The organism is Chryseotalea sp. WA131a, from assembly GCA_025370075.1.
Classification (GTDB): domain Bacteria; phylum Bacteroidota; class Bacteroidia; order Cytophagales; family Cyclobacteriaceae; genus ELB16-189.
The window spans coordinates 19654-32287 of the sequence record CP073016.1 but is presented as its reverse complement, the minus strand read 5'-3'; the positions used below and the strand labels follow the sequence as shown (position 1 = coordinate 32287).

The window sequence follows — 12634 nt, the reverse complement described above, 5'->3', positions numbered from 1 at the left end:
GCTAATTTTCTCAAATTGCATACACAGAAATTCGTATTTTTGCGGCTTAATCTTTATCAACTATGCCAGGAACCGAACTGTTTGGAATAGAGGAACGCAAAGAGGTAAACGATGTGCTGGAAACGGGCATCCTCTTTCGTTACAATCATGATGCGCAGCGCAACAACATTTGGAAGGCGCGCGAGTTTGAAGCAGAAGTAAAAAAAATAACAGGTGCCAAGTATGCACATGCGGTGAGCAGCGGCTCCACGGCAGTGGCGTGCGCCATGGCGGCTGCGGGTGTTGGCGCAGGTGATGAGGTGATCGTGCCTCCGTTTACCTACATCGCTTCGGTGGAGGCGGTGTTGTTTGCTGGTGCGCTGCCCGTGTTTGCCGAAATTGATGAGACACTTTGTTTAAGTCCTGAGGGAATTCGCAAAGCAATAACGCCCAAGACAAAAGCCATCATGCTCGTGCATATGTGTGGGGGCATGGCGCGCGTAGACGAGATTTTAAAAATCTGCAAAGAACATAACCTGACATTGATCGAAGATGCAGGCCAAGCGTTTGGTGCCTCGTACAAAGGCACATCCGTTGGCTTGTTTGGAAAAACGGGCTGCTATTCCTTCGACTTTTTTAAAATCGCTACGTGTGGCGAAGGTGGTGTGATGGTGACGAATGATGAGCAAGCGTATCACTTTGCCGATAGTTACTCCGATCACGGTCATGACCACGTGGGCAATAACCGTGGCATGGAAAACCATCCGGTGCTAGGTTTCAATTATCGCATTGGTGAAATCAACGCGGCCATTGGCTTGGCGCAAACGCGAAAAGTACCTTTCATTCGCGAGAAGAACCGCGAGCACAAAGCCTCGTTGGTAAAAGAACTTTCCACTATTCCAGGTGTTGATTTTAGTGTGTTGGTAGATCCGGCTGGAGATTCCGCTACGTTCTTGAATATTTTATTGCCCGATACCGAAGCTGCGAAGCGCACCGTGGATGAATTCAACAAAGCAGGCGTAACGGGTTTCAACTATTGGTTCACCAACATGTACCACTTCATCAACCAGTGGAACCATTTGCGTGATTTAAAATCTTCGGCTCGGTTGCCCATTCATATTTTGGGTGCACCCCAAGATTACAACAAGTTGCATTTACCAAAATCGCAAGAGACTGTGGGCCGATTGATTTCCTTCGGCATTCGCTGCAGCTGGAAGGAAGAAGAAGTAAAGGCATTGGCGAAGAAAATTGGGGGGTGCATTGAAAAGGCGATGGTTCAAGTACACGCTTAGTTAGTTTTTATGAAGGCGCAAGGATATGTTATCACAAATTGTGATGACCTAACAATAAGTTTAAAGTTAATTAGCAGGATTTAATAAAAAGTTATAACTTGGTGTTATAACTTCAAATCTGATGAGAACAGCTATTGCGAAAATTAGAAAAATAGGAAACTCGAAAGGCATTTTATTTACCAAAACCATTCTTGAAGAAAGCGGAATAAAGGACACGGTTAATATTTATGTGAAAGATAAAGTCATCATGATTTCATCTGCAGATGAGCCTGTGAAGAAGAAATGGTCAGATTTTAAAAAATCAAAAAAAGTAAAGTCTGATTTTGTAGTGAACCGCTTTGATGAAACAGAGTGGACATGGTAAAAGAGTTTGAAGTCTATCTTGTTAATCTAGATCCGACCGTTGGACTGGAAATTAAAAAGACAAGACCCTGCGTTGTTCTTTCATCCGCTGAAATGAATTCAGTACTCGGCACTGTCATTATAGCTCCGATGACTACCACGCTAAGAGGATATCCTTCCCGACTGGAAATTCGATTTCAAAGTAAATTTTGCGAAATTTGCCTTGACCAAATTAGAGCGGTTGATGAAAGTAGGTTGTCTAAGAATAGTTTGGGCCGACTAAAACAAGAAGACATTGACGAGGTGAAAGATACGATGGTGGAAATGTTTAAGTTATAATTTTCAAAAGAGAAATAGCAAATACAATGCACAAAAACTTTAAAGGGATAGAGAAAACTGTTTTCGGTAGAGGAAGTTTCAACCAACTTGGGGAAATTGTAGAAGCGCAGCGAAACCAAAACGATCAATTCATGCTGTACTTAGTTGACAATTATTTTAAAGGAAAGGAGTTGGCCAAGCGCATACCAGCCGAAGCGGGTGACATGGTGATGTACATTGATGTGGATCAATACGAACCCACTACCAAACAAATTGATTTGATTCGCGATTCGGTAAAAAGCACCCGGGGCATTCCTGCGGCTGCCATTGGCATTGGTGGCGGCTCTATCATGGACATTGCGAAAGCGGTTTCGTTGATGTTTACCAACGAAGGCTCGTCTCAATTATACCAAGGATTGAATTTAATTAAGAAGCCAGGCATCTATCACATCGGTGTGCCTACCATTTCAGGCACGGGTGCCGAAGTATCAATGACGGCCGTATTGACTGGCTCTGAAAAAAAATTAGGATTGAAATGTGAGTGGACGGTGTTCAACCAAGTTATTCTGGACCCTGATTTGATTGCGAGCGTACCACGCAATTGGTGGTTTTACACCGGCATGGATACATACATCCATTGCATCGAATCGGAGAATGGCACATTGAACAATGCATACAGTCACGCCTACGCAGAGCAATCCCTAAAACTTTGCAGAGAAATTTACCTTAGCGACAAAAGCGGGCAAACTGCTGAAAACGATGACAAGCTAATGGTGGCTTCGTTAATGGGCGGATTAAGCTTAACGTATTCTGAAGTAGGTGTTTGCCATGCGTTGTCGTATGGGCTTTCAAAAATTTTAGGCACGCGGCATTGCTATGCAAATTGTCTTGCCTTCAATCACTTGGAAGATTACTACCCCGAAGGTGTGAAGGAATTTAAAACCATGATCGCCAAACATAAAATTGATTTGCCGCAAGGGCTATCCAAAGATTGGACAGACGAGCAAATCACAGCGATGGCAAAAGTTTCGTATGCACTATCGCATATGTGGAACCACGCTATTGGTAGCGATTGGAAGGACAAGGTGAGTGTGGAGAGTATTGAGGGGCTGTTTCGAAGACTGTAAATGGAAGATCGATGTTAGAGTTTAGAAGTTCGAAGTCCTAGTTTCAAGCATCCAACTTCTAACTTCTAAAAATGTTCCACTTCAAGCAATTCTCTATCGAAGACTCAAAGTCGGCCATGAAGGTTGGCACAGATGCGGTTTTGCTCGGGGCGTGGGTAAAATTGAAAGGAGCTAAAAGGATTTTAGATGTAGGCACGGGTTGCGGTATCATCGCGTTGATGTTAGCGCAGCGTACCGATGAGAATGTGAATGATGTTCAAATTGAGGGGATTGAAATTGAAGAGCTAAGTGTACGACAAGCAGAGGAGAATTTGTTAGAAACAAGATGGTGTAATCGGGTTTTGTTTCATCACTTGTCATTTCAAAAATTTACTTCTCCTTATAAATACGATTTAATTATCAGCAACCCACCGTATTTCATCAATAGCCAATTGCCACCAGCCAGTCATCGCGCGACAGCTAGGCACACCAATTCGCTTACCTATGAAGAATTGATCCAGCATTCAATTCGATTGTTAACAACAAAGGGGAAATTAGCGGTAATTCTTCCTTACGAAGAAGGTAAAAAATTTATTTCGTTAGCATCGCTGAAAGGTTTGTTCTGCAACCGAGAGCTGGCTTTTTTTTCCCGCCAAGGAAAACGACAAGAGCGGTGGTTGATGGAATTTTCATTCGATGCCTCCCCTACCCAAAAAGAGCAATTGATTTTACACAGCAAAGGCGAGAGCTGGTCAGACGATTATAAAAACCTGACCAAGGATTTTTATCTGAAGATTTAATGGTTGATTCACAGTACAGATTCACCAATAAATTTCTTGTGAGTTTCAATTGAGCTGTCCAATTTGTGAATCAGTCGATCAATTTCTCCTCTCAATCGTGAACTGCACCAGTTGCTTCAATGACTTTTTATATTCAGAATCGTTGAGCGAATGGAGGGTATCTAACGCTTGTTGGTAGTAACGATTCATGGACTGCTGCGCATAAGCTATGCCGCCTGATTGTTTTACAAACTCAATTACTTCTTTTACTTTCTTTGGCTTCTCGCTATCGTTCTTTACAATGCTGATGATTTTCCTTTTTTGAAGCCAGCTTGCTTGCGACAATGCGTAAATCAATGGCAAGGTCATTTTCTTTTCTTTGATGTCGATGCCCAAGGGCTTTCCAATCTCGTCATCGCCATAGTCAAACAAATCGTCTTTGATTTGAAAAGCCATACCCACGTATTCGCCAAACTGGTGCATTTTGGCGACCACTTCTTGGGTTGCACCGGCCGAGGCCGCGCCAACGGCACAGCAAGATGCAATCAGCGATGCCGTTTTCTGCCTGATGATATCGTAGTAAACTTCTTCCTGTATATCCAAGTGCCTGGCCTTCTCCATCTGTTGAAGCTCACCTTCGCTCATTTGCTTCACGGCATTGCTTACAATTTCCAGCAGATGGTATTCTTTGTTTTCCACGGAGAGCAAAAGCCCGCGTGCCAACAAAAAATCGCCTACCAAAACGGCAATTTTATTTTTCCACAAAGCATTGACCGAAAAAAAACCCCTGCGATAATTGGAGTCGTCCACCACATCATCGTGCACCAACGAAGCAGTATGTAACAATTCGATTAACGAAGCGCCACGGTAGGTAGAATCGGAAATGGTGCCGCACGCCCCAGCACTCAAAAAAACAAAGAGCGGCCGCATCTGCTTGCCTTTGCGCTTCACAATGTAGTTCATGATTTTGTCCAACAGCAGCACCTTGGTTTTCATAGAATCGCGAAACTTCGGCTCGAAGGCTTCCATTTCTGCGGCAACAGGTGCTTTTATGCTTTCTAATGATAAGGACATGAATTGCAATAATACGAAAAGTACCAAGGCGATTGCCCAAACTAAACAGGTAAATGTTACAAAAAATCTAACCCGTATGGAGGCCGACCATTGACTATTTACTATTTTCACGGCTATGTTTGGAATAAATAAGCAATGGGAGCAGTTTGTTTTCGTGCTCTCCGTACTTCTCATCACATTTATTCTATCGCGCATACTGCGCTTCATCGTGGGCAAGTTCATCCGCGGAGCTGCCAAAAAACTAAAAGTTGACCCTACCCGCTACAACTTTTTTAAAAATGCGATCGACTTGATACTTTTATTCATAGCCATTGCCGTTGTTTTCCGATCCATCCCTTCATTGCGAACGGTGGGCACCACCTTGCTCACGGGTGCGGGTGTATTGGCTGCTATTGTGGGTTTTGCCTCGCAAGCTGCCTTCTCCAATATTGTAAGCGGGTTCTTTTTGGTAATCTTCAAACCATTTAGTGTGGGCGACCGAGTTAAAATAGGTCAACTTTATACGGGCGATGTGGAAGACATCAATCTTCGCCACACCACCATCAAAGATTTTGAAAACCGCAGGGTCATCATTCCCAACAGTGTAATCAGCAACGAAACCATCATCAACTCAACCATTACCGATGAACGGATGGTTGTATTTATAGAATTGGCGGTTGCCTATTCAACCGATTTAAACAAAGCTATTTCCATTATAAAAGAAGAAGCTCGCAAGCATCGCTATTTCATTGATAACCGCAGTGAGGTGGATCGGGCAAGAGGTGAAGACGATGTGATGGTGCGTGTGATGACATTTTTGGATGGAGGCATACAACTGCGTGCCTATGTATGGACGAACAACTCTTCCGATGCTTTTGATTTGAAGTGTGATTTGAATAAATCCATTAAGGAAAGGTTTGACCAAGCAGGCATCATGTTAAGTAATTTGCATCACTTGGTAGTGATGAAAACAGTATAGTCTATGGCCCGAAAGAAAAAATTGGTATCTGCCGTTGCTATGCCTCGCCCCAGCGAGAGCAAAGTGATTTTAGAACTGATTCAATACAACGAAAAAGAGTTTGCCAAATTCGAAGATTTACCGGTAACCGAGCTGATTGGCCAAGTAAAGACAAATCATATTAACTGGATTAATGTGGATTGCTTGCACGAGCGGTCGATTGTAGAAAAAATTGGTGAACATTTTTGTTTGCATTCGCTACTGATCGAAGACATCGTGAGCGATCATCAACCCAAAGCAGAAGAGTACGATGATTACTTGTTCTTTACTCTGAAAATGCTCTATCGGATTGAGGAGGATCAAATCGATTACGAGCAAGTAAGTTTTGTATTGGGCAAAGATTACTTGCTTTCATTTCAAGAAAAAGAAGGCGATCTGTTTGGGCCCTTTCGTGATCGGATTCGATTGGATCAAGGAAGGGTACGAAAAAAGAAAGCGGATTACCTGTTGTATCGCCTCATTGATATTATTGTTGACAATTATTATTCGGTACTAGATGCGATTGGCCAAAAGATAGAGGTGATTGAAGAAGAGATTTATAAAAACTCATCTGAGCAGCAATTCAAAAAAATTCAAAAACTTAAAAAAGAACTCATTTTTTTGCGCAAAGCATTGTACCCCTTACGCGATGCCATGAGTAAAGTGATCAAAGATGAGAGCGGTTTCATTGAAGCCAACAACGTGCGTTACTATGCCGATGTGTACGACCATGTGGTTCACCTAATCGATTCGTTGGATACGTATAAAGATTTGACTTCCGGCTTGATGGATATTTACATCAACACCCTCAACGCGCGCATGAACGAGGTTATGAAAGTACTGACGGTAATTTCTACCATCTTTATGCCCCTCACGTTTATTGTGGGTATCTACGGTATGAATTTCCATACTAGCACTAGCCCTTGGAATATGCCCGAGCTTGACTGGACCTATGGCTACCCGATTGTGTGGGTGGTTATGCTTTTGATTGTGGTGGCCATGATTCGCTATTTTAAATACAAAAAATGGTTTTAACTTTAAAAAATAATTACCTCAAACCCTAAAGTTTTATGATTGTCCAATTCGTATGGCTAATTGCTGGTTTCGCAATACTAATCTTCGGTGCTGATTTTCTGGTTAGCGGATCTTCCTCAATAGCAAAGAAAATGGGAATTTCGAATTTGGCCATCGGACTTACAGTTGTAGCATTTGGAACTTCCATGCCCGAGCTATTAGTAAGTGTGCAATCATCACTAAAAGGATATAATGACGCTGCTTTTGGTAATATAATCGGAAGCAATAATTTTAACCTTCTGTTTATACTAGGTTTGGCTGGGTTGATTTACCCATTAGTTGTGCAACGAAATACCATAAAATACGAAGTGCCACTTTCATTATTGGCTGCGGGTGTTCTCTTTTTACTAGTTAATGACAAAATGATTTTGGGAAGTGAAGGCAATTTCTTAAGCAGAATAGATTCATTGATTTTACTGTTATTCTTTGGAGGCTTTTTGTTGTACATCTATCGTTCAATGAAAACTACTTCGGACTATGAAGAGGATAACTCAATAAAAATATATAAAACACCAATTGCTTTATTAATGACTTTTGGGGGATTAATTGGCTTAGTATACGGAGCAGATAAAGTGGTTGAAAATGCTGTTGCTATTGCCACAACCTTCGGATTGAGTGAAAAACTCATTGGTTTAACTATACTTGCAGCCGGCACATCGTTACCAGAACTAGCCACATCATGTGTCGCTGCTTATAAAAAAAACACCGACATTGCTATCGGGAATGTAATTGGTTCTAACATATTCAACATCTTCTTTATCTTAGGAGTTACTGGAATGATTAATCCCCTTGAATATAAAGAGGTCATGAATTTTGACTTGAACGTGTTGATGAGCTCTACGGTATTGCTGATGATTTTTATGTTCACACTCAATACCCGAAAACTAGACAGATGGGAAGCCGCTCTTATGTTGATTGGTTACATTGTTTATACTGTAGTGTTGATCGGTATGGACAATGGAAGCATTTCGATGTGATTTTTAATAAATTTGAAAGTAGAAATAAAGCTCAACTGCCACGCAAACAAACCATTTGAAATACAATTTAATCGATAAATTAATATCCATTCGTGATGTTAGCTTACTCGAGAAAATAGATCATCTCATCGGTAATGTTGATGTGTCTAAATCTGTTTTTAAAATTTCGGATGGTCAGAAGCAAATGCTTTCGGGAAGCGAAAAGGATATCATAGAAGGTAAATTGATATCAAATGAAGATTTAAACGAAGAAGAAGATAGATGGCTAAACGAGTAGTTTGGACCCATACCGCTACTTTAAAAAGTTGCAAAACAAAAAATCCCTTCCTTTTGCAAGGAAGGGATTTTTATTTGAAGTCAATCAACAGACTACTTCACCTTTTTCTCTAGGGCTGTAATTTTATCTTGGGCTTCTTGCTTGCCCATAGAAAGTGCTTTCTTATAAAGTTCAATGGCTTCTTTATAAGTCTCTTTCTTTTTGCGTGGGGCCAACTTCGTGCGATTAGCTGCTTCTTCCACGGCAGTAGCGCGTGCAAAGTACGAATCCGCTTCATTCATTTTGCTTTGTACCATCAATTCTTGAATGCGGTTCTCTATCAACGCCAACTCTTGTTGCTTGGCTTGAATTTGTACTTCCTTATCAGATAGTTCGGCTTCCTGCAAGCCAACAGTAGTAATCAAATTTGAATTTTCATTTTTCAACTGTTCCACTTTTTCACTGAGCGAAGCAATTTCTGCGTTCTTACTCTCTAAGTCTGCTTTTAACTTTTTAATAGTTGCAGCATAGGCATTGGCATTGCCTTTTGATTTTTTCAACGACTTCTCCAACTCAGTAATTTTGCCTTGTGTGTCTCTCACATAGTTGTTGATGTCACGCATACGACTCTGATAATTGTCGTAGGTTGTTCCTTCTACCATGTTCACCCGAAGCAATTGACGGTTGGCATCGATGGAATCCATCAATACTCCTACCTCTTGCAAGGTGGTGGCAAATTGTTGGCTTGTTTGCAGTTCATTTTTCAATGAATCAACCTGCGACTGAAGTTTTTCTGAATTACCGCCACAACTGGCCAATAGCAGGCCAATAGCAGATACGAATATTAAGTTTTTAAGCATACAGTTGTTAGTTTTTGGTGATTATTCCGCTGTAAAAATAGAGTGTTTACCATAGTTAAGGCTGCAATAAGAAAATATTTTTTCAAATAGCCCTAAATCAACCGCCAACACGTAAATTGCGCCCGCAAAACGGAAATTTTATTCGTTAAATGCCCAAATTAATAACCACGCGTACGCGTATTGAAGACCTGGGCAAACCTAGAATTATCATAATTGGTGGTGGGTTTGGCGGGCTAGAAGTCGTTAAAAAACTTCGAGGATCGAAAGTGCAGACTGTGCTTTTTGATAAAAACAACCACCATACCTTTCAACCTCTTCTCTATCAAGTAGCTACCTCAGGTTTGGAGACAAATTCCATTGTAGCTCCTTTTCGAAAACTATTTGGCAATTATCAAGACTTTTATTTTCGGTTGGCGGAAGTAAAAAATATCAAGCCAGAAGAGAATTACATTGAAACATCCATTGGTGGTGTTAAATACGATTACCTCGTGATTGCCACCGGGGCGGTCACCAACTTTTATGGAATGGAGGAAGTGAAAAAGAATGCCATCTCCATGAAAAACATTGTAGACGCCACCAAGCTGCGCAATAAAATCATTCGGCAGATGGAGTATGCATTGCTTACAGAAGATCGTGAAGTGATGAACTCGCTAATGGATTTTGTTGTAGTGGGCGGTGGCCCCACGGGGGTTGAACTATGTGGTGCACTCAGCGAATTGAAGCACAATGTGTTCCCCAAAGATTATAAAGAATTGGACATGCGCCAGATGGACGTGCATTTGGTTGAAGCTTCTCCTCGCTTGCTCAATGGCATGAGCGAGCAAGCCGGTGCAAAAGCACTGGATTTTTTGACCACGATGGGTGTAAAGGTGCATTTAGGCACGGCCGTGAAATCGTATGACGGAGTTGAAATCGTATTGAATACTGGTGAAAAACTAGTTTCGCGTTCGTTGATTTGGGCAGCAGGTGTTACGGGCAATCCTATTGCAGGACTAAAGCCAGAAAATCTTTCCAAAGGCAATCGCTTGACGGTGGATGAGTTCAATCGCGTAAAAGGATATGATAACATTTTTGCTATTGGCGATGTTGCCCTTATGGATGGGGATGAGAAATTCCCGAAGGGTCACCCGCAAATGGCTCCGCCAGCCCAGCAGCAAGGCAGGCTGGTCGCTAAAAATATTTTGCGGCTAATTGAAAAGAAGGAGTTGAAGCCTTTCCACTATTTTGATAAAGGGTCCATGGCCACCGTTGGGCGAAACAAAGCAGTAGTTGATTTAAAAGGCATTCGCTTTCAAGGCATGTTTGCTTGGTATGTGTGGATGTTTGTTCACTTGATGTCAATCGTTGGGTGGAAAAACCGGGTCTTTACTTTCTTTAGCTGGATGTGGAATTATTTTTCATATGACCGAAGCAATCGCCTGATTATCGGCAGGGGCGAAGAAAAAATGAATGCCGATGAAGTAAAGACTCCAACCGAAGAGCTTAAGCAATCGGCCTAATTTTTTTAAGTGGACTCAAACAAACCTCACAGGCTTTCAGCAGCAGGCATATTAGTTGCCCTTGGCATTATTTATGGTGACATAGGTACTTCGCCTATTTATACCTTTCGCTTTATTGTAGGAAGTAATGTTGTATCAGAAGAACTTATACTCGGTGGTTTATCGTGTGTATTTTGGACGCTTACGCTCATTACCTCTGTAAAGTATGTTTATCTAGCATTAAGTGCCGACAACAAAGGCGAAGGAGGTATTTTTGCACTGTATGCACTAGTCAGAAGATACAAGGCAGAGTGGGTAATTTTTCCTGCCATTATTGGTTGCTGTACATTGATAGCTGATGGATTTATTACGCCTGCCATTAGTGTAACTTCGGCTGTTGAGGGATTAAAGACCCTTAGTCCAAATATTTCAGAAAGAACCATTATCTCGATTGTGATGGGCATTTTGCTAGCGCTATTTATCTTTCAACAATTTGGAAGTAGCGTGGTGGGCAAAACTTTTGGCCCAATCATGATCATTTGGTTTGTGTTTATCGGAAGTATTGGGGCTTATCACCTAGCTGGAAACTTATCTGTGCTGCGCGCTATCAATCCAATGTATGCGCTCGAACTTTTAATGAAATATCCAGGTGGGTTTTGGTTGTTAGGTGCGGTGTTTTTATGCACCACTGGAGCGGAAGCGTTGTATTCTGATTTGGGGCACTGCGGAAAATCCAATATCCGGGCAGGCTGGGGATTTGTAAAAGTATGTTTGCTGTTGAGTTATTTTGGCCAAGGTGCGTGGATGCTTTCTGAATATTCTAATAAACCCTTGGGCGATGTCATACCGTTTTTCGCTACCATTCCAAGTTGGCTCCTAATTTTTGGTGTAGTCATTGCTACCATGGCAACTGTCATTGCTAGTCAGGCCTTGATTTCAGGTACGTTTACTTTGGTCAACGAAGCCATGAAATTAAAATTATGGCCAGCTACTCGTGTCCGTTATCCTAGTCAAATGAAAGGACAAATATACGTGCCCGCCATTAATTGGATGTTGTTATTGGGGAGTTCAATAGTGGTTCTATATTTTCAAAAATCAGATGATATGCAAGCAGCATACGGCCTTGCTATCACTTTCAATATGCTAATGACCACGTCATTGCTAGTATATTATTTTGCCACGGCCAAAAAATCAACCATCCGCTCTACCGGGCTGGCCATCTTATTTTTTACTATTGAAGGGGCATTCTTGGTATCAAATCTAAGTAAGTTTATTCACGGTGGTTGGTTCTCCTTTGCCATTGCGATTATTTTCTTTTTCATGATGTTTATTCTAATGCGTGCACGCATGTTGCGCGATCGACATACAGAGTTTGTAGATTTGAAACATTATGTACCATTGATCGAAGACTTGCAAGCTGACATTTCTTTACCAAGAGAAGCCACTAACTTAGTGTATATGTCAGTAGCCGATAGCAAGCGCTACATTGATTCAAACATTATTTATTCGATGTTTAAAAAACGCCCCAAGCGAGCGGACACCTATTGGTTTGTACATGTGGATACGGTCGATAGCCCTTATACCTCTAAGTATTCTGTAGATACAATTATACCTAAGAAATGCTTTTTCATCCGAATCAAACTTGGATTTAAGGCAGACCATCGTGTAAACTTGCTCTTCAACAAAATTCTGCACGATATGGCAGAGGCTGCCGAGATTGATATGATCAGCCATTACGATTCATTGAAAAAACACAGCATGCCAGCGGATTTTAAGTTTATCATCTTGCACTCGTTGGCATCGGTTGATAGCGAGATTTCTACTTTCGACAACTTGATCATACAGGGCTATCGATTTATTAAAAGTCACAGTCTTTCTACCGAAGAAATGTATGGATTGGAATTGGCCAACGTAGAAGTAGAGCGTGTGCCCATCATGGTGGGGCCTACCGCCAAAGTACGGATCAAACGAGAACGCGAAGACCTGGAGCGCGAGAAAGAATTAAAATATCACGGGCACGTAAACTGACCGCAATCGGACGTTATTGTCCGTAACTGATTACTGAATAGAATTAAAAGCCTTGTTTTTTAACGAACAAGGCTTTTTTGTTTGTTGGCACGATG

13 protein-coding genes are annotated in these 12634 nt (G+C 41.6%); 11 read left to right on the top strand and 2 right to left on the bottom strand.

Annotated features, from left to right (window positions below):
- Positions 1 to 62 precede the first annotated feature (62 nt).
- The 5 genes from KA713_00130 to KA713_00110 all read left to right on the top strand — a co-directional run bounded on the left by KA713_00130 (position 63) and on the right by KA713_00110 (position 3837).
- The gene (locus KA713_00130) at positions 63 to 1271 is read left to right on the top strand and encodes a DegT/DnrJ/EryC1/StrS family aminotransferase (protein UXE67049.1); all 1209 of its coding nucleotides are present in this window, start codon (positions 63 to 65) and stop codon (positions 1269 to 1271) included.
- A gap of 121 nt (positions 1272 to 1392) precedes the next feature.
- On the top strand, positions 1393 to 1635 hold the full coding sequence (locus KA713_00125; protein UXE67048.1) for an AbrB/MazE/SpoVT family DNA-binding domain-containing protein: 243 nt from the start codon (positions 1393 to 1395) through the stop codon (positions 1633 to 1635).
- Complete coding sequence (locus tag KA713_00120) at positions 1629 to 1952, top strand: type II toxin-antitoxin system PemK/MazF family toxin (protein ID UXE67047.1); 324 nt, start codon at positions 1629 to 1631, stop codon at positions 1950 to 1952. Before KA713_00125 ends, KA713_00120 begins: the two co-directional genes overlap by 7 nt.
- A 26-nt stretch (positions 1953 to 1978) precedes the next feature.
- The gene (locus tag KA713_00115) at positions 1979 to 3058 is read left to right on the top strand and encodes an iron-containing alcohol dehydrogenase (protein UXE67046.1); all 1080 of its coding nucleotides are present in this window, start codon (positions 1979 to 1981) and stop codon (positions 3056 to 3058) included.
- Positions 3059 to 3129: 71 nt separating this feature from the next.
- Complete coding sequence (locus tag KA713_00110) at positions 3130 to 3837, top strand: methyltransferase (GenBank protein ID UXE67045.1); 708 nt, start codon at positions 3130 to 3132, stop codon at positions 3835 to 3837.
- Between the two features lie 78 nt (positions 3838 to 3915).
- Here KA713_00110 and KA713_00105 read toward each other — a convergent pair whose 3' ends face one another.
- A complete protein-coding gene (locus tag KA713_00105) occupies positions 3916 to 4890 on the bottom strand; it encodes a polyprenyl synthetase family protein (GenBank protein UXE67044.1) in 975 nt (324 codons plus the stop codon).
- A gap of 115 nt (positions 4891 to 5005) precedes the next feature.
- Between KA713_00105 and KA713_00100 the strand changes: the two genes are divergently transcribed.
- From KA713_00100 to KA713_00085, 4 genes are read left to right on the top strand one after another with little or no spacing between them, the layout of a single operon-like run.
- Positions 5006 to 5848 (top strand): mechanosensitive ion channel family protein, encoded by an 843-nt coding sequence (locus KA713_00100; GenBank protein ID UXE67043.1) that lies wholly within the window; start codon positions 5006 to 5008, stop codon positions 5846 to 5848.
- A 3-nt stretch (positions 5849 to 5851) separates the two neighbouring features.
- Positions 5852 to 6901, top strand: coding sequence for a magnesium/cobalt transporter CorA (gene corA, locus KA713_00095; GenBank protein UXE67042.1), 1050 nt, complete (start codon positions 5852 to 5854; stop codon positions 6899 to 6901).
- 35 nt (positions 6902 to 6936) lie between these two features.
- The gene (locus KA713_00090) at positions 6937 to 7917 is read left to right on the top strand and encodes a calcium/sodium antiporter (GenBank protein ID UXE67041.1); all 981 of its coding nucleotides are present in this window, start codon (positions 6937 to 6939) and stop codon (positions 7915 to 7917) included.
- A 55-nt stretch (positions 7918 to 7972) separates the two neighbouring features.
- A complete protein-coding gene (locus KA713_00085; GenBank protein UXE67040.1) occupies positions 7973 to 8194 on the top strand; it encodes a hypothetical protein in 222 nt (73 codons plus the stop codon).
- 92 nt (positions 8195 to 8286) lie between these two features.
- Here KA713_00085 and KA713_00080 read toward each other — a convergent pair whose 3' ends face one another.
- Positions 8287 to 9033 carry a hypothetical protein gene (locus KA713_00080; protein ID UXE67039.1) on the bottom strand — a complete coding sequence of 249 codons (747 nt, stop codon included), beginning with the start codon at positions 9031 to 9033 and terminating at the stop codon, positions 8287 to 8289.
- 149 nt (positions 9034 to 9182) lie between these two features.
- Here KA713_00080 and KA713_00075 point away from each other — a divergent pair, with 149 nt between their 5' ends.
- Complete coding sequence (locus KA713_00075; protein UXE67038.1) at positions 9183 to 10532, top strand: NAD(P)/FAD-dependent oxidoreductase; 1350 nt, start codon at positions 9183 to 9185, stop codon at positions 10530 to 10532.
- 9 nt (positions 10533 to 10541) lie between these two features.
- On the top strand, positions 10542 to 12539 hold the full coding sequence (locus KA713_00070; protein ID UXE67037.1) for a KUP/HAK/KT family potassium transporter: 1998 nt from the start codon (positions 10542 to 10544) through the stop codon (positions 12537 to 12539).
- Positions 12540 to 12634: the final 95 nt, after the last annotated feature.

Bases quoted from the DNA above. Each gene is read 5' to 3' on its own strand.
- KA713_00130 (UXE67049.1), top strand. From the start codon at position 63: ATGCCAGGAACCGAACTGTTTGGAATAGAGGAACGCAAAGAGGTAAAC.
- KA713_00125 (UXE67048.1), top strand. From the start codon at position 1,393: ATGAGAACAGCTATTGCGAAAATTAGAAAAATAGGAAACTCGAAAGGC.
- KA713_00120 (UXE67047.1), top strand. From the start codon at position 1,629: ATGGTAAAAGAGTTTGAAGTCTATCTTGTTAATCTAGATCCGACCGTT.
- KA713_00115 (UXE67046.1), top strand. From the start codon at position 1,979: ATGCACAAAAACTTTAAAGGGATAGAGAAAACTGTTTTCGGTAGAGGA.
- KA713_00110 (UXE67045.1), top strand. From the start codon at position 3,130: ATGTTCCACTTCAAGCAATTCTCTATCGAAGACTCAAAGTCGGCCATG.
- KA713_00105 (UXE67044.1), bottom strand. From the start codon at position 4,890: ATGTCCTTATCATTAGAAAGCATAAAAGCACCTGTTGCCGCAGAAATG.
- KA713_00100 (UXE67043.1), top strand. From the start codon at position 5,006: ATGTTTGGAATAAATAAGCAATGGGAGCAGTTTGTTTTCGTGCTCTCC.
- corA (UXE67042.1), top strand. From the start codon at position 5,852: ATGGCCCGAAAGAAAAAATTGGTATCTGCCGTTGCTATGCCTCGCCCC.
- KA713_00090 (UXE67041.1), top strand. From the start codon at position 6,937: ATGATTGTCCAATTCGTATGGCTAATTGCTGGTTTCGCAATACTAATC.
- KA713_00080 (UXE67039.1), bottom strand. From the start codon at position 9,033: ATGCTTAAAAACTTAATATTCGTATCTGCTATTGGCCTGCTATTGGCC.
- KA713_00075 (UXE67038.1), top strand. From the start codon at position 9,183: ATGCCCAAATTAATAACCACGCGTACGCGTATTGAAGACCTGGGCAAA.